Raw genomic sequence first — 19,176 nt, 5'->3', positions numbered from 1 at the left:
CCTAATAAGTGCGGTACTACGCGTGACCCGCTGCGGTCAAGGCGTCCGAATCCGCTCGCGCGATGCGCGACTCGACGTCGTAGGGCACGATGATCGCGGTCGCGCCCGGGATGCGGCTGACCGCCCTGGCCATCTTGTCGCCGGTACGGTCATGCAGCAGCCGGCCCAGAATCGCGGAGTACGTGCGGCGCGGCAGCAGCACCGTCACCTGGGTGTCCGGGTGGTCGTGCGTCACCTGCAGAACGAATTCCTGCGCGGCACGGCTCAAATGGCGGTCCGGACAGTCGATCACCTGCAGCTGAGTGTCGGGTTCCAAGTGCTGCCAGCGCTCCTGCAGCTTGGTGGAGTGATCGGAGTCGACCACAAAGTGCACCGCGAGCAACTCGTCGCCGTGCAGCCCCTTGCCGTAGCGCATCGCTTCGAACTCGGCCAGGTCGATCGAGTCGACGAAGACGAATACCCGCAGCCGTGCGTACTTGGCCAACTCGGGCCGTTCGTCGCGCGACATCTCCAGCACCGACGCCTCGGCTCGGTACTGCCTGTTCAGCCGGATCAGCGCGTACACCAAGATCGGGAAGACCACCACCACCAGCCAGGCGCCTTCGGTGAACTTGGCCACCACGAAAATGCCCACCACGATCGTCGACATGATGCCCGCCGCGAGGTTGACAGCCCGCTTGCTACGCCAGCCGCTCTCGCGCCGGCTGCCGTAGTGTTTGGCCATACCGTAGCCGGCTATCGCAAACGCGGTGAACACCCCGATGGCGTAAAACGGCACCAACGCGCTGACCTTGGCCCGGGTCACCAACAACAGCGCCACCGCCAGCGCGGTCAGCGTGATGATGCCGTTGGAGAACACCAGCCGGTGACCGCGTTTCGTCAGCGGCCTCGGCAGGAAGCTGTCCTCGGCGACGAAACTCGCCAGCGCGGGGAACCCATTGAATCCGGTGTTGGCGCCGGCGAAAAGGATTGCGGCGCTGGATGCCTGTACCGAGATGTAAAGAATATTTCCGAGTGCTCCCTGACCGAAGACCGCACGAGCGATCTCCGAGAGCATCGACGGATATTCATCCAGGTACGGGGTGGCGTGGGTGGCGTACGTGAGCCAGGCAATACCGGCCAGCAGCACTCCCAGGATGAGCACCATCAGGGTCAACACCCGGCGGGCGTTGACACCCTTGGGATCACGAAAGATGTCGACGGTATTGGAGATTGCCTCCACACCGGTCAGCGACACACCGCCGTTGGCAAACGCTCGCAGCACCACCAGGACGGTGACACCCATCACCAGACCGTTGCCGTGATGCACCGGTACCGCGCCCTCGAGCGTGCTTGGGTCGTATTTCGGCAAGCCCCAGAATGCTTCGCGGATCAAGCCGGCCACGATCGTCAGCAGGATCATGCCGACGAACCAGTATGTCGTGACCGCGAATATCCGCCCAGACCGCCGAATTCCGCGCAGGTTGGCGATGCAGATCAGGACCAGCACGGCGATCGTGAGTTCCATTTGGTACGGACGCAGTATCGGCACCGCCGACACCACCGCGACCGTTCCGGCCGCCGGCTGCACCGCGGCGGTCACCACATAATCGATCAGCAACGCCGCGGCGGCGATCTGCGCAATGCGTGGCCCGAAGTTGTCCCGGGCCACCATGTACGCCCCACCGGCCCGGGTGTAGACCATCACCACGCCGCGGTAGGACGCGGACACCAAGATCAGAATGAACAGGATGACGCCGATGATCGGCATCAGCAGCGCGAACGCGGCCATCCCGGCGGCCGGCAGCAACTCGATCATGACCTGCTCGGGCCCGTAAGCGGTCGACGAAATAGCATCCGGCGAAATCGCCCCGAGCGCAACAGGATTCGACAGGCGCTCCGAATCAAGATGCTCGCTGGTCAGCGGCTTTCCGAGTAAAACGCGCTTCCAACCGTCGCTGAAGGACGGCGGGACGCTCGAGGTGCGTGTCGATGCTGTCACCGGGTACCACTTTCTTCCGAAGTCGACGAACTATGCAATTGACTCACCCATTGAGATCGGCTGCTGCCCGCGGCGACTCTGTCGGATCAACCCCATCGGTTGTTGGCTTCGCCGATTCGGCCGCGATCCGGGTCGAGATGTCGTAGGCGACGATCTGCGCGCTGGCGCCGGGGATCCGGCTGATTACCCGGGCGAGACTGTCTGCGGTCCGATCGTGCAGGAATCGACCAAGCAGTTGTGCGTACTCCCGGCGCGGCAATAGCACCGTGACTTTGGTGTCGGCATGCTCGGCCATCACCTGGAGCACCAATTCATGGGCGGCCCGGCCGAGGTTGCGGTCGAGACAGTCGATCAGCCGCAGCTCGGTGACGTGCCCAAAGTGCTGCCACCGCCGCTGCAGCCGCTCTGCCTCGGCGGAGTCCAGCACGAAGTGCACCGCGGTCAACTCGTCGGCCTGCAGACCCTTGGCGTAGCGGATTGCCTCCACCTCGGCCAGGTCGACGGAATCGACAAACACCAGCACCTGGTGCCGGGTGTACTTGTGCAGCTCGGGCGGCTCCGAGACAGACGTCGCCAACACCGCGGTCTCGGCCCGGTACTGCCGGTTCACCCGCATCAACGCAAAGACCAGGATCGGGAAGATCACGACCACCAGCCAGGCACCTTCGTCGAACTTGGCAATCGCGAAAATTCCGACCACGACCGTCGACATGACACCTGCGGAGAAGTTGATCACCAGCTTGTGTCGCCAATGCGGCCCGCGATGGGTGAGCCAGTGCTTGGACATTCCGTAGCCGGCCATCGAGAAACCGGTGAACACTCCGATCGCGTAGAACGGCACCAGCGCGTCGAGTGAACCGCCCGTCACGATCAGCAACGCCACCGCCAGCACGGTCAGCGTGATGATGCCGTTGGAGAACACCAGGCGCTGACCTCGCTTCATCAGCGGGCGCGGCAGGAAGCTGTCTTCGGCGACGAAACTCGTCAGCGCGGGAAAGCCGTTGAAGCTCGTGTTGCCGCCGGTGTACAAGATCAGCGCCGTCGACACCTGGACAAGTATGTAGAACACTTTTCCAATGTCACCGTTGCCGAATACCATCCGGACGATCTCCGACAACATCGACGGATAGCCCTCGACGTATGGCATCGCGTGGGTGACGTGCGCCAGCCAGGCCACTCCGGCCAGCAAGAACGCCAAGATGAAGGCCATCGTGGTGAGGACCTTGCGGGCGTTGAGCCCCTCGGGCTGGCGGAAGCTCGTGACGGTGTTAGAGATGGCTTCGACCCCGGTGAGCGACGAACCGCCGTTGGCGAATGCGCGTAGCACAATCAGTAGCGTCGCGCCCATGATCAGGCCGTTGCCATGATGAAGTGCCACGGTCCCAGGGATGTGTTCGGCGTCGTAGGTGCCCAGATTCCCGATGAGCTCGCGGATAACCCCGACCACGATCGTGAGCGAGACCATGCTTACGAAAAAATAGGTCGGAACCGCGAAGGGCCGACCGGCTTCGCGCAAGCCACGCAGATTGGCGAAACACATCAGGAGCACGACGGCGACGGTGATCTCGAGGCTGTAGGGGCCGAGCGCCGGAATCATCGATGCCACCGCCACCGTTCCGGCGGCGCACTGCACCGCGACGGTGACGACATAGTCGATCAACAACGCAGCGGCGGCCACCTGGGCCACCTTGGGCCCGAAATTGTCACGCGCCACCACATATGAGCCGCCGGCGCGGGTGTAGACCATGACGACTTGGCGGTAGGAGGCTGCCACCAGCACCAGAATGAACAAGATGACACCGGTGATGGGGAGCAGCAGGGCGAACGCGGCCATTCCGGCGGCCGGCAGCAGTTCGATCATGATCTGCTCGCTGCCGTACGCAGTCGAGGAGATGGCATCGCAGGACAGCACGCCGAGCGCGACCGGGTTGGCGAGCCGCTCGTGTTGCAGCTGATCGTTGATCATCGGCTTGCCGAGCGCAACGCGCTTGAATCGGTCATAGAACGACGGAGATAACGGCGACATCCGTTGTTCGCCGGCCAGCAATGACATACCAAATTCCTTCGCGGTTGGGCAGATTTTGGACAGCCTCCATGACGAGCCCCGACAGAGCCTACGGTTACCTGACCCGTGACGCGCGCCGGAAGGTGCTTTCACAGCTGTCTCGAAAGGTTTTATACGGAATCTTGATGTTTGGGGCGGGCGCTACCCAGTCGTGGCGACGGAGCCCTGTGGGCAGGCTCCCGACAGCGATCCGTCGGCGGGGCGTCGACCGGTTCGAGTCCCGCGGCGGCGCTTGTCGGTCAGTTCGCCAGTCGGTCGACCGCGGCGGCGATCCGCTCGTCGGTGGCGGTCAACGCCACCCGGACGTGCCGGGCACCGCGTGCTCCGTAGAACTCGCCGGGCGCCGCGAGAATGCCGCGCTGCGCCAGCCAATGCACGGTGTCACGGCACGGCTCGCCGCGGGTGACCCACAGATACAAGCCGGCCTCGGAGTGGTCGACGGTGAAGCCGGCCGAACGCAACGCCGGCAGCAGCACGTCACGGCGCCGGCGGTAGCGGTCGCGCTGCTCGCGCTCGTGGGCGTCGTCGTCCAGCGCGGCGACCATGGCGGCCTGCACCGGCCGAGGCACCATCATCCCGGCGTGCTTGCGCACCGCGAGCAACTCACCGACCAACGCGGCGTCTCCGGCCACATAGCCGGCGCGGTACCCGGCCAACGACGAGCTCTTGGACAGCGAATGCACGGCCAGCAGCCCGCTGTGGTCGCCGTCGCAGACCGAGGGGTGCAGCACCGACACCGGCTGCGCGTCCCATCCCAGACCCAGGTAGCACTCGTCGGACGCCACCACGACGCCGCGTTCGCGGGCCCAGCCGACGAGCTTGCGTAGATGATCGACGCCGAGCACCTGACCAGTCGGATTGCTCGGGGAATTCACGAACAGCAGCGCCGGGGCCCGCGGACCCAGTTGGGTGAGCGAATCGGCGCACAGCACCTGCGCCCCGGCCAGCCGCGCGCCGACGTCGTAGGTCGGGTAGGCCAGCTCCGGCACCACGACGACGTCCTCGGCACCCAGCCCCAGCAGCGTCGGCAGCCACGCGATGAGTTCTTTGGTGCCGATCACCGGCAGCACCGCCGACTCGGAAAGCCCGGTGACGCCGTAACGCCGGTGCAGCGCGGCCACCGCCGACTCCCGCAGCGCCGCGGTGCCCGCGGTGGTGGGGTAGCCCGGTTCGGCGCCGGCCGAGGCGAGCGCGTCACGAATCAGCGGGGCGACCGGATCGACGGGTGTGCCGACCGACAGGTCGACGATGCCTTGTACGTGAGCCTTGGCCAGCGCGCTCGCGTCGGCCAGGGTGTCCCACGGGAACTCCGGCAACCGGGCCGAGACGGCTGCCGCCGTTCGGCGATCGGTCCGGCGGCTCAGTCGCCCTCACCCTGCGGCGGGAGGTCCTTCACGGCCTGCGGGTCGTTCTCGGTCAAGCCGACTTTGGCTGCGCCACCGGGAGATCCGAGCTCGGCGAAGAAGTCCGCGTTGATCTGCGTGTACTGGCTCCACTGCTCGGGGACGTCGTCCTCGTAGTAGATCGCCTCGACCGGGCAGACCGGCTCGCAGGCACCACAGTCGACGCACTCGTCGGGGTGGATGTACAACATCCGAGCGCCCTCGTAGATGCAGTCGACCGGGCACTCCTCGATACATGCCTTGTCTTTCAGGTCGACGCAGGGTTCGGCGATCGTGTACGTCACAGACGTCTCCTCCACGGTCTCCAGGTGGCTGTTTAGCTGAGCCGGTACGCGCTTGGCCGATTGGTTTAGGCAACTTCCCGGCGGTGATGACTTGGTTACTGATACTAGACGTCGCATATACAACGCAAGTACCAGGTCGCTATGCGCGTCGATTTCCTACGCTGCGCCGGTGGCGCTTTCCCATGCGATCCTAGTGTCGCTGTGCGAACAGTCCGGGTCCGGCACATCAGCTTCGGCGCCAAGCGGGAGCGCCCGCAGCTGCTCGCAGTGGCCAACATCGTGGTCTGCGCCGGACGGGAACCGGTGCGCGACCTCGAAGACGAGTCGCGCCGCAACGGGATCCACCCGCACATCATCGGCGGCGCCGCGGTCGCGGCGGAACTGGACGCCAAGCAAGCGATCAGGCAGGGCACCGAGCTGGCGGCCCGGCTGTAGTACGCGCCGAACGTGAAACTGCGGTCACGCTCGGCGTCGAGGGTGAAGCTATCGTCACGCTCGGGCGCTCTACAACTCAGGCTGCCAGCCGGTTGTAGTCAGTGGTGCGCTGACGGGCCGGACGGCCGATGCCCGCGGCGATCGCAGTCAACTCGGCGACGGTCTTGGCGGATCCGAACTCGGAGCCGGCCATCCGCGAGATGGTCTCTTCCATCAACGTGCCACCCAAGTCGTTGGCACCACCGTTGAGCATCACCTGGGCGCGCTCGGTGCCCAGCTTGACCCAGCTGGTCTGGATCTGAGAGATGCGGCCGTGCAACATGATCCGCGCCAATGCGTGGACGGCGCGATTGTCGCGGTGAGTCGGCCCCGGACGCGCCGCACCGGCCAGGTACAGCGGCGAGTTCTGGTGCACGAACGGCAGCGGCACGAACTCGGTGAAACCGCCGGTGCGGTCCTGGATGCTGCGCAGCACGTTGAGGTGCCCCACCCAGTGCCGCGGGTCGTCGACGTGGCCGTACATCATCGTTGACGACGACCGCAGACCCACCTCGTGCGCGGTCGTCACGACCTCGATCCACATCGACGTGGGCAGCTTGCCCTTGGTGAGCACCCAGCGGATCTCGTCGTCCAGGATTTCCGCCGCGGTGCCCGGGATGGAGTCCAGGCCCGCCTCCCGCAGACTGGTCAGCCACTCGCGAATACTCACCCCGCTCTTGGTCACTCCGTTGGCGACCTCCATCGGGGAGAACGCATGCACGTGCATCGTTGGCACCCGCGCCTTGACCGCGCGGACCAGATCGGCGTACCCGGTGACCGGCAGTTCGGGGTCGATACCGCCCTGCATGCACACCTCCGTGGCGCCGGCCACGTGGGCCTCCCAGGCGCGCTGGCCGACCTCGGCCGCTGACAGCGAGAAAGCGTCGGCGTCGTCCTTGCGTTGCGCGAACGCACAGAACCGGCAGCCGGTGTAGCAGATGTTGGTGAAGTTGATGTTGCGATTCACCACGAACGTCACGTCATCGCCGACGACGTCGCGGCGCAGCGAATCAGCCAGTGCCGCAACGGCTTCCAGTGCAGGACCGTCGGCGGTCGCCAGCGCCAGGTATTCGGCGTCGGTGCACGACGCCGGGTCGCGCTCGGCGGTGCGTAACGCGGCGAGCACGTCGGTGGCTAGGCGTTCGGGCGCTCTAGCGCCCTGGGCGGCCAGGTCATGCACCCTGGCCCGGATCGACTCCCAGTCGCCGAATGCACTGTCCAGATCGCTACGGGTCTCGGTCTTGCGGCCTTCGGTGTCGATCGCCGCGTTCAGGTCGACCCGGCCGGACGACACCGCGATGTCGTCGGGCTCCTGCCAGGGCATGCCCACCGGCTTGACGTCGAGGGCCAGTCCGGTGGCCGGGTCGGCCAGCGCTTGGACGTGTCCGCGCACCCGCGGGTCGATCCACGCCGCCCCGGCCTGCACGTATTTGGGCTGCGCGGTGAGCCGCTCGACGAGGTCGTAGCCGGCCGCGGCGGTGACCTCGGCCAGCGTGGCGAGGGCGGGCCACGGCCGCTCGGGGTTCACGTGGTCGGGGGTCAGCGGCGATACGCCACCCCAATCGTCGACACCGGCGGCGATCAGCGCCAGGCACTCCTGCTCCGACACCAGGTTCGGCGGCGCCTGGATGCGCATCGCCGGCCCGAGGACCAGCCGCGACACCGCGACGGTGGCCAGCAAATCGTCGATCCCGGCGTCCGGGGTCGAGGCCATCACGGTGTGCTGCTTGGCCCGGAAGTTCTGCACGATCACTTCCTGGATGTGACCGAACTCCTTGTGCGACTTGCGAATTGCGTGCAGCGTCTCGGCCCGCTCGCGCAGCGTCTCGCCGATGCCGACCAGCAGACCGGTGGTGAACGGAATGGAGAGCCGACCCGCGTCGGTCAGCGTGCGCAGCCGGATCTCGGGGTCCTTGTCCGGACTTCCGTAGTGCGCAAGGCCTTTGGTCTCAAAGAGCCGCCGCGACGTGGTCTCCAACATCATGCCCATCGACGGCGCCACCGGCTTGAGCCGCGACAATTCCGCCCAACTCATCACGCCGGGATTCAGGTGCGGCAGCAACCCGGTCTCCTCGAGCACCCCGATCGCCATCGCCCGCACATACGACAGGGTGGAGTCGTAGCCGCGCTCCTCCAGCCACTCGCGGGCTTGGAGCCACCGGTCCTCCGGTCGATCGCCGAGAGTGAAAAGCGCTTCCTTGCATCCGAGTTCGGCTCCGCGACGGGCGATATCGAGGATCTCGTCGGGCTCCAGGTACATCCCCATGCCCTGGGCGCGCAACTTGCCGGGCACCGTCACGAACGTGCAGTAGTGGCAGGAATCCCGGCACAGGTGGGTCACCGGGATGAACACCTTGCGGGAATAGCTGACCGGCAGCCGTCCGGCACCGCCGCGACGTCCGGCCGATTCCAGACCGGCGTCACGAACCCGCGCGGCGCTGCGACAGAGATCGGCCAGATCCTCGCCGCGGGCGGTCAGCGCCACCACCGCCTCGTCGACGTTCAGCGCCACGCCGTCGCGGGCCCGCCGTAACACCCGGCGCATCGCGGATCCGCCAGGTGCAGGGGGAGCTGACGGGCTGGGTAGCAGGGTCGGCTCTTCGCCCGGAGTCAACGGCACAGTTGTGTAACTTCCGGCCATCCACATTTCATCCGCACGTCCCCACTATCCGCGACCCGAACGGGTGCCATGAGCGACAACCTTAGCGTCCGGTCGCGCGCCGGGGACCCCCTGTGGGCCGGTGCCGCATCAGCACCCAGAACGGCAGCAACGCACCCGCCGCAAGCAGCAGGAACGGGCTGTACGCGGTCACTCCGCGCCCGGCGAAGATGACGTCTCCGCCGGGACCGGGCCGAGCCATCACGAAAACGGTCAGCAACCAGGTCCACACCGGTAGCCCAGCCACCAGATTCCGGCTGGTCCACCGGCCGGCAGCCCACACCAGCGCCGCATTGAGCAGACCACTGCCCAGCGCGCTGACCGGAAACGGTATCGCTCCGATGTAGGACGGCAGAAACAGCGCGCCGCCGACGGCGGACAGCACACCGTCGAGCGCGAACAACGTCAGAACGACGACCCGGACACCGCGACCTGCCGCGCCGGCGTCGTCGATCCGCCGGCTGCGCGACGCGATACCGCTCAGGTGGGGACGCTGTCCAGCTGGGAGACGATGGACATGACAGTCCACTGGAAGTTGTCCAACCGGTCCTGCCAGTGCTGCTGGTTGTAGTCCAGATCCGGATCCATTCCGGCAGCCTACCGCGCGACCGGCCCGGCGAGGTCGACTCCGGCCAGCAGATCGGTCTCCCAGCCACGGCCGTCCCGGTCGCCCGCGGAGCCGGCCGCCAGAATGTAGTGCTCCTGCGCGACGATCGGCAGCGCGATGTTGTTCGACAGCGCCAGGGTGCGGCCGGTGGGCCCCACCGTCAACTGGGTGGCATGCGCCCGCAGCGCCGCGATCTTCGCCGGTAGCGCCTCCGGATCGTCGATGACGGCGTCGATCTCGTCGTCCGGGTAGCCGAGTTCGCCGACGTCGCCGTCCGGGGTCGGGACGATCCACTCGTCGCGCAGATCGCCGGGGCGAAGCGCCTGCCACCCCGCGGTGAAGGCGCTGCGGGAGATCACCGTCCAGTAGAACTTCGGCACCGACCACGGCTGTCCGAGATAGTCGTCACTGCCGGCGGCGGCAACCGCCGCGGTGGTGACGACGTGGGCCTGGATGTGGTCGGGATGCCTGTAGCCCCCGTTGGGGTCGTAGGTCACCACCACGTGCGGTCGCATCGCGCGGATGATGTCGACGAGCGCGCCGACGGCTTCGCGTTGGTCGGCGTCGCTGAACCGCTGTCGCCCGCGCGCCTCGGCGCCGACCATTCCGGAGTCCCGCCAGCGGCCGGGGCCGCCGAGATACACCGGGCCGTCGAGGCCCAGCGCTTGCAGCGCCGCGGTCAACTCTGCGATGCGGTAACCGCCGAGTTGATCGGCATGGTCGACGGCCAGCTGCGCCCACTGGTCGCCGATGACCTCGCCCTCTTCACCGAGCGTGCAGGTGACCACCTGGACTTGTGCTCCGCACGCGACGTAGTGGGCGATGGTCGCGCCATTGGTGATGCTCTCGTCGTCGGGATGGGCGTGCACGAACAACAGTCGCGGAGTCTCCGGCATGAAACGCAACCCTACTAGGACGGTGCGAGGCAAAGGATTTCAAGCCCTAAACCTCTGAGCCGCAAAGATAGTCGGCAGTTTGGCAAACCCCTGCTCAGCGCAAGTGCACGTCGCTGGCTACTATCGTCGGATGGCACAGCAGACGGCAACGGTCCGCACCCGCCGCCGGGGCAAACAACTCGAAGATGCCCTGTATGACGCGACCCTGGCCGAGTTGGCCGCCGTCGGATACGGCGGCCTGACGATGGAAGGAATCGCCGCGCGGGCGCGAACGGGTAAGGCCGCGTTGTATCGGCGTTGGTCCAGCAAGCACGACCTGGTCCAGGCGGCGCTGCGCTATGCCTTGCCGCCGCTACCGGAGCCGCGCGCGGATCGCTCGGCGCGGGATAATCTGCGGGCTGCCTTGAGCGCGCACTGCGACCTGGTCGCGGGCAAGACCGCCTTTCCCGGCCTGGCCAGCATGCAACAGTTGCTGCACGAGCCCGAGTTGCGGGCGATCTTCGCCGACGCCGTGGTCGGACCGCGGTTGCGGATCACCGAGTCGATCCTGCAGACCGGCGCCGATAACGGCGAGATCGACCCGTCCACGCTGACGCCGTACACCGCGCGGGTGGGCACCGCGCTGGTCAACCAGCAGATGCTGCTGACTGGAGCACCGCCCAACAAGCGTCAGCTCGCCCAGATCGTCGATACTGTGTTGCCGCATCTGACTTGAATGCGGTTGCGCTGCATATAATTTTGGTGTGGGGCTGCGAGATGCATGCCCCAACTGTTGTTTCGTCCAACGAAGTGACCGCGCCGCACAGGGAGTTGGCGCTACTGCGCGGTCTTCACCCACTGGCCGGCGTCGCCGACGATACCGACCGGCACCGCGCCGGTGAGGCTGACGTTTTGCACACTCGGACCGGCGCCGACGATCGTGGTGTCCTGCAGAATCGGCAGCACCGTGGCCATCTCCCAGAGCCTGGGTTCGACCGCGTTGACCACCTCGTCGATGTCTTCGGTGCCGCCGAGCGCCGCATCGATGTCGGCCTGGATGCTGTGGTCGCAGATGCCGGTCAGGTTGGACGGCGCCTGCACCAGCGCGCCGGGCTCCTGCGCCTTGGCGGGGGGCTTCGCAGTGGCGGCGGTCGGCGTTGTCGCGGGCGCGGGCTTGGCGGCCGGGCCGGCCGACTTCGAGGCCGGCGCCGCAGCGGTGGATACCGCCGTCGCCTCCAACGCCGGGCAGCCGTAGCGTGAAGCCAGCAGCGTCGCCAGGTTTCCACCGGCCGCGCGCCACCCCACCAACGCGTCCACCCGGTTGTTCAGTAGCGCATCGCGATACAGCACCACCGGGTCGAGAGCGAGCACGGTCGCATCGATGCCGACGTTGCGCAGCTGGTCGGCCGCGGTGTTCGCGACGGCCACCGAGGTCGGATCGTTGGCCGCGACCCCGAGGACCAGCGACAGGTCCTTGCCGTCCTTGCTGACATGGCCCCGCGGGCTCTCCGGCGTCGACGCGTCGTTGTCGATCTGGTAGCCCGCCGCCTCGAGCAGCCCCAACGCAGCCGTCCGGGTCATCGCGGGCGGCGCGGTCGGCACATAGCCGGGATCGCTGGGCGAGCGGATCTGCGCCTGATCCAGGCTCACGGTGTTGTCGCTGCCCGCGCCCACCGCGGCGAGCAGGTCCACGTCGAGCAGGCCCAGGATCGCTTTGCGCACCTGGCCGTCGGCCAGCTTCGGCTCGCCGGCCCGCAACGTCAGCTCCAGCACCCGCGGCGTCATGATCCGGGCGGTTCGGACGTCCGGGATCGCCGACAGCTGGGCGAAAGCCGCTGAGCCGCCGTGCACCTGGGCCACCTGGGTGTCGCCGTTGCGGACCGAGTCGGCCAGCGCCGCGGGCGAACCGGCCCGACGGAAGAGCAACAGATCGGGCTTGGCCGGTGGGCCCCAGTAACGGTCGTTGCGGGCGAGCAGAATTTCGTCGCGCTGCGGGTCGATGGACTCCACCCGGAACTCTCCACCGGTGACGGGCAGGGCGCGGGCCAGCCCGGCCGGGAAACCGCCGGGCACGTCCTTGACGATGTGCGCCGGAAGGATGTTGGAAAACAGTTCACGCCACGCGGGATAGGGCCGAGCGAAGGTGACGACGGCCTGCTTGCCGCCGTCGATCGACTGCACGCCGGTGATCAGGTCGTAACCGGCCGGGTCGACCACGCCGGGTTGGCCGACCATCTGTCGCCACAGATACCAGAAGTCGTCCGCGGCGATCGGGGCGTTGTCGGTCCACTGCGCTTCCGGCCGGATCTTGTAGGTCACTGTGAACGGGCTTTCGCTCGTCACCTCGGCGGACGTCAACAGCGTCGGGTCCATCTCCCATCGCGATCCCGTCGGGGTGCTCGGATCGACCACCGGACGAAAGGCGCTCGGCAGGACCAGCGCGCTGACCGCGGCGTTGACGGCGGATAGGTCTGACAGCAAATGCGGGTTGAACCCGGCGCCGATGGAGTCGATACCCATGATGATCTGGGTCTTGTTCCGCGGTGGCGCGGCCGCGCTGCGCTTGGTCTCAGTGCTTTGCGGCGCCGGCGGCGGGCTGACGGCACAGCCGGCGAACGCCAACAGCGAAACCAGCAACCCGGCGGTCGTGAACGCGCGGCGGGCTGGTTTCGGCACGCCCCACAGGGTATCGGTGCCGGTCTGGTCGGCGACGCGCATCGCGGCGTTCAGCCGGACTGTCGGGGCCGACTCCTCAACGCGGCTCGTCCCTCGCCGCTTGATCGTCGTCAGCCGCGCGCCTTGGCCCGCGCCTTCGCCCGGGCGCGCAGGGTGGCGGTCAGCTCGACCTTGCGCACCCGAACCACCTCGGGCGTCACCTCCACACACTCGTCCTCGGCGCAGAACTCCATCGCCTGTTCGAGGCCGAGCTCCAACGGGCGGGCCAGGGTCTCCATCACATCGGCCGTCGACGACCGCATGTTGGTCAGCTTCTTCTCCCGGGTCACGTTGACGTCGAGATCCTCGGCGCGCGGGTTGATGCCCACGACCTGGCCCTCATAGGTGTCCTGGCCGGGCTCGACGAAGAACTGGCCACGATCGGCGAGCTGGATCATCGCGAACGGGGTGATCGACCCGCTGCGATCCGACACCAGCGATCCGGTGTGCCGCGCCTTGATCTCGCCCGCCCACGGCCGGTAGCCGTCGAACACGGCGTTGGCGATTCCGGTGCCTCGGGTCAACGTCAGGAAGTCGGTGCGGAAGCCGATCAGGCCGCGACTCGGCACGATGAAGTCCATCCGCACCCACCCGGCGGCATGGTTGGCCATCTCCTCCATGCGCCCCTTGCGGGCGGCCATCAGCTGGGTGATCGCGCCGACGAACTCCTCGGGGCAGTCGATAGTCATCGCCTCGAACGGCTCGTGCAGCTTGCCGTCGATGGTCTGGGTGACCACCTGCGGCTTGCCGACGGTCAGCTCGAAGCCCTCGCGGCGCATCTGTTCGACGAGCACGGCCAACGCCAGCTCGCCACGACCCTGGACTTCCCAGGCGTCCGGGCGGTCGATGTCGACCACCTTGATCGACACGTTGCCGACGAGTTCGGAATCCAGGCGGGACTTGACCATTCGCGCGGTGAGTTTGTGGCCGGACACCTTGCCCGCGAGCGGCGAGGTGTTGGTGCCGATGGTCACCGAGATGGCGGGCTCGTCGACGGTGATGCGCGGCAGCGCGTGGGCGTGGTCGGGGTCGGCGAGCGTGTCGCCGATCATGATTTCGGGAATGCCCGCCACCGCGACAATATCTCCAGCTGTCGCCTCCTCCATCGGTGAGCGCTCGACGCCCTCGGTGACGAGAAGTTCGGTGATCTTGACGTTGGTGATGACCGGATGGCCGTCCACCTCGCGCATCCAGGCCACCTGATGACCTTTTTTGATGCGGCCCTTGTAGATCCGGATCAGCGCCAGCCGGCCGAGGAACGACGACGCGTCGAGGTTGGTCACCAACGCCTGCAGCGGCGCCTCGGGGTCGCCCTGCGGTGGCGGGATGTGCTCGAGCAGCACGTCGAACAGCGGGTCCAGGTTCTCGCCGTCGGGATTCTCGCCGTTGGCCGGTTCGGTGGTGCTGGCGATGCCCGCGCGGCCCGAGGCGTACAGCGTCGGCAGCCCGAGGGCATGTTCGGCGGCTTTTTGCGCCTCGGCGTCCAGGTCGGAGGCAACGTCGAGCAGCAGGTCGTGACTTTCGGACACCACCTCGGCGATCCGCGCGTCCGGCCGGTCGGTCTTGTTGACGACCAGGATCACCGGCAGGTGCGCGGCCAGCGCCTTACGCAGCACAAAGCGGGTCTGCGGCAGCGGGCCCTCGGACGCGTCGACGAGCAGCAGCACGCCGTCGACCATCGACAGGCCACGCTCCACCTCGCCGCCGAAGTCGGCGTGGCCCGGGGTGTCGATGACGTTGATGACGGTCATCGAGCCGTCCGGGTGCCGGCGGTGCACGGCGGTGTTCTTGGCCAGGATCGTGATGCCCTTTTCCTTTTCCAGGTCACCGGAGTCCATCAGGCGCTCGATCGCATCGTCGCCGCGGTGGGTCAGTGCGCCGGATTGCCGCAGCATGGCATCGACCAAGGTCGTCTTGCCGTGATCGACGTGCGCGACGATGGCTACGTTCCGGAAATCCACACTGGTGATTGTTTCAGTGCGGGCCGCCCGCAGCGAAATCGAGAGCGATTCGCCTCAGTTCCCGTGCAGGATCTGCTCGAGCGCCGCCAGGTACGCCCGGTCGGCGGGCACCCAGTCGACTTCATGCAGCTCAGCGGCGGATACCCAGCGCAACGCGGAGTGATCGTGGGGCTGCGGCTCGCCGCGGACCAGGGTGGCGGCATAGGCCCGCAATGTCGTGGTCGTGTTGAGCGTCACGTCGCCGCCCAGCCGTCCGCCGACCGCGACCTCAACGCCGAGTTCCTCGGCGAGTTCGCGGGCCAGCGCCTCGGCTTCGGTCTCCCCGGCGGCGACCTTGCCGCCCGGCAGTTCCCAGCGACCGGCCAGTTCCGGCGGCCGCGTGCGTTGGGCGATCAGCACCGTCGACTCGGCGACGATCGCTCCGGCGACCACGATCAGGTTGACCATCGCGGCTGACGGTATACGGTCGCAATATGGCTGTGCTGACCGACGAGCAAGTAGACGCCGCACTGGCTGACCTGAAGGGGTGGGAACGCAAAGACGGCGCGCTGCGACGATCGGTGAAGTTTCCGGAGTTTCTCGCCGGCATCGAGGCCGTGCGCCGAGTGGCAGAGCGCGCCGAAGAGAAGGATCATCATCCCGACATCGATATCCGTTGGCGGACGGTGATTTTCGCACTGGTGACGCATTCCGAGGGTGGCATCACCGACAAAGACGTCGCGATGGCGCACGACATCGACGCGATTATCGCGGAGTAGCTTCGCGCCGCCGGCTGGCCGCGACCCAGGCCAGCGTGGCCAGCGTCGTCACGATGTAGATCAGCCCGCCCCACGCCTGGTACCAGGGGCGGCCGTTCTGCCAGATGCTCGGCTGGGCAAAGCTCAGCAGCCACGGCACCCCGATCACCAGCAGCACCAGCCAGGTCCAGCCGAGGATCCGCGCGCCGCGGCGGTCGGCCAGCGGCCCGTGAAACAGCCACATCATCAACGGCACCAACCACACCCAGTGATGGGTCCACGAGATCGGGGAGAGCAGCAGCCCGAACAACTCAACCACCAGCAGCCTGCCCAAACGATCTCCCATCGCGCGCCAGGCGAGCACGGCCAGTACTGCGGTAACGGCGATTCCGATCAAAACCGGAAGGTTGTAGCCGGAGTCGTGGCCGCTGATCCGGCAGATCGCACCGCGCCACGACTGGTTGAAAATCGTGCAGATCGGCCCGACCCGGTCAGTCTTGAAGAGCAGATCGGTGAAGTAGTACCGGGTTTCTTCACCGACAACCAACGCCGACACGCCGACCGTAGCCAGGAACACGATTCCTGAGAACGCCGCCGTGCCACAGCGCCGCGCGCCGACGAAGTACAGCCCCCCGATCGCGGGCGTCAGCTTCACCCCAGCCGCCGTCCCCAACAACAGCCCGGACAGCCACCATCGGGCGCTGAACACCGCGGCCAGCGTGGCCAACGCCAGCACGACGTTGATCTGCCCGTAATCGAACGTGCTGCGCAGCGGTTCGAGCCAGATCGCGATCCCCGTCCAGAGCATCGCGCGCCGACGACCTTCGCCGGCAGCCACACCGAGCAGTCGCTGGCTGATCCGGACCACCCCGTACAGCGCCGCCATCGTTCCGACCGTCCAGCAGAACGCCACCAGACCGAACGGCAGGAAGTGCAGCGGGTAGAACATCACCGCCGCGAACGGCGGATAGGTGAAGGGCAGCGGGAAATCCGGCGTCTGATCGGCGTACACGTAGCGGTACAGGCTGCCCGGGTGGTCGATCATGGCGGCCCCGCCGACATAGACGTGCAAGTCGACGAAGTTTGCGCCGTTGGGGGCCAGGTACGTCCAGGCCAGCCGCGCCAACACACTCACGACAAGAAGCACCGGCCCGATCGTGTCCACGGAGATCGCGCGCCGGCGTTGGGTGACTGCCGTCGGGGCGGCCGAGGTGGTGTCTATCTGCACGACTCTATCGCCGGTGCCGACGAACTCGGGAGTTCCCGTCGGCCCGGTCGCCCGGTCACCGGGGGCGCTCGGTTCCGTAACGGTCGCATAAATGCCACACGTGTCACTTGAGCCACTTTGGTATTCGGCGGATCGTCTGCGGCGAGGACTTGTCATCGAGATTCAGGGAGAGTCATGTCAACTGTTCGAACCTTCGTACGCGCCACCGCTGTGGTGGCGGGCTCGTCGGCAGCTTTGCTCATGGGGGGATTGATGGGCACAGCCCATGCCGACCCGGCACTGTTGCCCGGCCCCGACATCAGCCAGCAGCTGATCGGTACCGCGGCCCAGGCGCCGCAATTGCTGCAAAGCGTTGCAGGTGCACTGGGCGGTCAGCCGGCCACGCCGCCGCCGCTGGCCAGCGCGTCGATCAAGATGCCGCAGACGCCCGCGGCCACCACCCCCGGCGCGTCGCTGCTGCCGGGCCTGACATCGCCGGCTCCGGCCGCGACGTCCACACCGGGGCTTGGCATTCCGGGCCTGACGTCGCCGGCTCCGGCCGCGACGTCGACACCGGGGCTCAGCCTTCCGGGTCTGACGCCGACCGTTCCGGCCGCGGCCGCTCCGGCGACCGGCCCCGCGGGGATGCTGCCCCAGGCTCAGCTCAACCTGCCGCAGATCCCGGGCCTGCCGTTCCCGCTGCCGCAGCAGGTGTCGCTGCCCGGCGACCTCACCTCGCTGCTCGGCGGCGGATCTCCGCTCACCAGCGGACTCGCCTCCGCTGCGGGCCTGCCGGCCGCCGCGGCGGCACCGGTGGCGTCGCTGCCGTTGGCGGCAGCACCGGTGGCACCCGTCGCCTCAGGTGTGTCGCTGTTCCCGGTTTCCGCCCTGCCCTGACCGAGCTACCGGCCGGCTGGCGCTCCCACGCGCTAGCCGGCCATGAACAACTTCGACGACTGGGAGGACACCATGTACATCGCCCGAAACCTGATCTACGCCTTCGCCGCCACCGCCATCGCATCCAGCACCGCGGTGGCGATGTCCCCCCACGCCGCAGCCGACCCGGTGCCGCCCGCGCCGATTCCCGCTCAGCAGTTGCCGGGACTGCCCGCGCTGCCGGCGCTGTCCGAGCTGAGCCCGATCATCCAGCAGGCCGCCGGCAACCCGGAGCAGGCCACCCAGCTTCTGATGGCGGCGGCTCAGGCATTCAGCAAGAGCCCGTCGGCACCCGAGGAATCGAAAAACGTTGCGGCGTCGGTGAATCAGTTCGCCCAGGCGCCGGACGCCAACTCGACGGCACACGTCGTCCCGCCCGGTGTGGAGCCGGGCGCCCAGGCGCACCTGCCGACCGGGATCGACCCGGTCCACGCCGCGGGTCCCGCGCCCGAGGCCGCACCGGCTCCCGCTTCGGCCAACGCCGTCCCGGTGGCCGCGACAGCCGCTCCGGCCGCGGCTCCCGCACCCGAGGCCGCGGCTCCGGGGTTCAGCCCGGACGCCCCGCCCACCCAAGATTTCATGTATCCGTCGATCAGCAACAACTGCGGGGTCGACGGCGGCATGGTCATGGCACCCGTGCTCTCGGTCGCCGGACCGGCCAAGATCCCGGCACCGGGCCCGGCCGCCGGACAAACGGCTTACGTGTTCACTGCGATCGGAACGTCAGGGCCCGCCGACGTGCAGAAGCTCCCACTGAACGTCACGTGGGTGAACCTGACCACCGGCAAGTCGGGCAGCGCAGCGCTCAAACCGCAGGCCGACATCAACCCGCAGGGTCCGACCACGCTGACCGCCACCGTCGACACCGGTTCAGGCAGCATCATGTCAACGGTCTTCGGCCAAGTCAGCACCAAGGACAAGCAATGCCAGTTCATGCCCACCATCGGTTCGACGGTGGTGCCCTGACCTGGCGAACGGACTTGCCGCAAGGAGACGAGGCTAGTCACGTACCACGTCCGATACGGTCGGCGGCTCGTATCGAGCGCCTCGTCAAAAACCTGCAACCGCTGCCACACGCGAGCGGCCCTGCCACAGTGACATGTGGGCGAGCGTGCCGGCGGCGTGAGCAACACGTGCTTGCCAGCTATCGATCCGGGGTAGCCAGAATCCTGAAAAGCAGGTTGTTCACATCGGTGAGCGCCGCAATGTCGACACGACGGCGGAAACTCACCGAGAGCGGTCTTTCGCAAGCTGGTGACAAAACAGGGGCCG

General features: G+C 67.4%; 14 protein-coding genes and 2 pseudogenes. 5 read left to right on the top strand and 11 right to left on the bottom strand.

Annotation, left to right across the window (positions count from 1 at the left end; genetic code table 11):
• Window positions 1–16 precede the first annotated feature (16 nt).
• The 4 genes and pseudogenes from ABDV69_RS16915 to fdxA form a co-directional block, all read right to left on the bottom strand.
• Window positions 17–1,981 carry an APC family permease gene (locus ABDV69_RS16915; protein ID WP_343576445.1) on the bottom strand — a complete coding sequence of 655 codons (1,965 nt, stop codon included), beginning with the start codon at window positions 1,979–1,981 and terminating at the stop codon, window positions 17–19.
• A gap of 124 nt (window positions 1,982–2,105) precedes the next feature.
• Window positions 2,106–4,034, bottom strand: a pseudogene (locus ABDV69_RS16910) (APC family permease); the annotation flags it as partial.
• Window positions 4,035–4,285: 251 nt separating this feature from the next.
• Entirely contained in the window at window positions 4,286–5,410 is a 1,125-nt protein-coding gene (dapC, locus tag ABDV69_RS16905) for a succinyldiaminopimelate transaminase (RefSeq protein WP_343576449.1), read from the bottom strand.
• Entirely contained in the window at window positions 5,407–5,733 is a 327-nt protein-coding gene (gene fdxA / locus ABDV69_RS16900; RefSeq protein ID WP_343576444.1) for a ferredoxin, read from the bottom strand. Before fdxA ends, dapC begins: the two co-directional genes overlap by 4 nt.
• A 222-nt stretch (window positions 5,734–5,955) precedes the next feature.
• Here fdxA and ABDV69_RS16895 point away from each other — a divergent pair.
• Window positions 5,956–6,168 (top strand): annotated as a pseudogene (locus ABDV69_RS16895) (NADPH-dependent 2,4-dienoyl-CoA reductase); the annotation flags it as partial.
• Between the two features lie 76 nt (window positions 6,169–6,244).
• Here the strand turns inward: ABDV69_RS16895 and ABDV69_RS16890 are convergent.
• From ABDV69_RS16890 to mshB, 3 genes are all read right to left on the bottom strand, one after another.
• Window positions 6,245–8,827, bottom strand: a complete 2,583-nt coding sequence (locus ABDV69_RS16890; RefSeq protein ID WP_343576448.1) for a bifunctional FO biosynthesis protein CofGH — start codon at window positions 8,825–8,827, stop codon at window positions 6,245–6,247.
• Between the two features lie 82 nt (window positions 8,828–8,909).
• Window positions 8,910–9,341, bottom strand: a complete 432-nt coding sequence (locus ABDV69_RS16885; RefSeq protein WP_343576447.1) for a hypothetical protein — start codon at window positions 9,339–9,341, stop codon at window positions 8,910–8,912.
• Window positions 9,342–9,463: 122 nt separating this feature from the next.
• On the bottom strand, window positions 9,464–10,369 hold the full coding sequence (gene mshB / locus ABDV69_RS16880; protein WP_343576443.1) for an N-acetyl-1-D-myo-inositol-2-amino-2-deoxy-alpha-D-glucopyranoside deacetylase: 906 nt from the start codon (window positions 10,367–10,369) through the stop codon (window positions 9,464–9,466).
• A gap of 130 nt (window positions 10,370–10,499) precedes the next feature.
• Between mshB and ABDV69_RS16875 the strand changes: the two genes are divergently transcribed.
• Window positions 10,500–11,084 (top strand): TetR/AcrR family transcriptional regulator, encoded by a 585-nt coding sequence (locus ABDV69_RS16875; protein ID WP_343576442.1) that lies wholly within the window; start codon window positions 10,500–10,502, stop codon window positions 11,082–11,084.
• 101 nt (window positions 11,085–11,185) lie between these two features.
• Here ABDV69_RS16875 and ABDV69_RS16870 read toward each other — a convergent pair whose 3' ends face one another.
• From ABDV69_RS16870 to ABDV69_RS16860, 3 genes are all read right to left on the bottom strand, one after another.
• A complete protein-coding gene (locus ABDV69_RS16870) occupies window positions 11,186–13,066 on the bottom strand; it encodes an ABC transporter family substrate-binding protein (RefSeq protein ID WP_343576441.1) in 1,881 nt (626 codons plus the stop codon).
• Window positions 13,067–13,134: 68 nt separating this feature from the next.
• Entirely contained in the window at window positions 13,135–15,024 is a 1,890-nt protein-coding gene (gene typA / locus ABDV69_RS16865) for a translational GTPase TypA (protein ID WP_343576440.1), read from the bottom strand.
• Window positions 15,025–15,078: 54 nt separating this feature from the next.
• Window positions 15,079–15,471, bottom strand: a complete 393-nt coding sequence (locus tag ABDV69_RS16860; RefSeq protein WP_343576439.1) for a (deoxy)nucleoside triphosphate pyrophosphohydrolase — start codon at window positions 15,469–15,471, stop codon at window positions 15,079–15,081.
• A 26-nt stretch (window positions 15,472–15,497) separates the two neighbouring features.
• On the opposite strand from ABDV69_RS16860, the gene ABDV69_RS16855 reads away from it, so the two are divergent.
• Window positions 15,498–15,782, top strand: a complete 285-nt coding sequence (locus ABDV69_RS16855) for a 4a-hydroxytetrahydrobiopterin dehydratase (RefSeq protein WP_343576438.1) — start codon at window positions 15,498–15,500, stop codon at window positions 15,780–15,782.
• Here the strand turns inward: ABDV69_RS16855 and ABDV69_RS16850 are convergent.
• Entirely contained in the window at window positions 15,769–16,989 is a 1,221-nt protein-coding gene (locus ABDV69_RS16850) for a mannosyltransferase (protein ID WP_343576437.1), read from the bottom strand. The genes ABDV69_RS16855 and ABDV69_RS16850 overlap by 14 nt on opposite strands.
• Window positions 16,990–17,163: 174 nt before the next feature.
• Between ABDV69_RS16850 and ABDV69_RS16845 the strand changes: the two genes are divergently transcribed.
• A complete protein-coding gene (locus tag ABDV69_RS16845) occupies window positions 17,164–17,865 on the top strand; it encodes a hypothetical protein (RefSeq protein WP_343576435.1) in 702 nt (233 codons plus the stop codon).
• Between the two features lie 72 nt (window positions 17,866–17,937).
• Window positions 17,938–18,870, top strand: a complete 933-nt coding sequence (locus ABDV69_RS16840; RefSeq protein ID WP_343576446.1) for a hypothetical protein — start codon at window positions 17,938–17,940, stop codon at window positions 18,868–18,870.
• Window positions 18,871–19,176: the final 306 nt, after the last annotated feature.

The sequence above is a fragment of the Mycobacterium sp. genome (assembly GCF_039583785.1).
Classification (GTDB): Bacteria; Actinomycetota; Actinomycetes; order Mycobacteriales; family Mycobacteriaceae; genus Mycobacterium.
The sequence above is the reverse complement of the archived record's forward strand: the minus strand, read 5'-3'. Positions and strand labels throughout refer to the sequence as shown.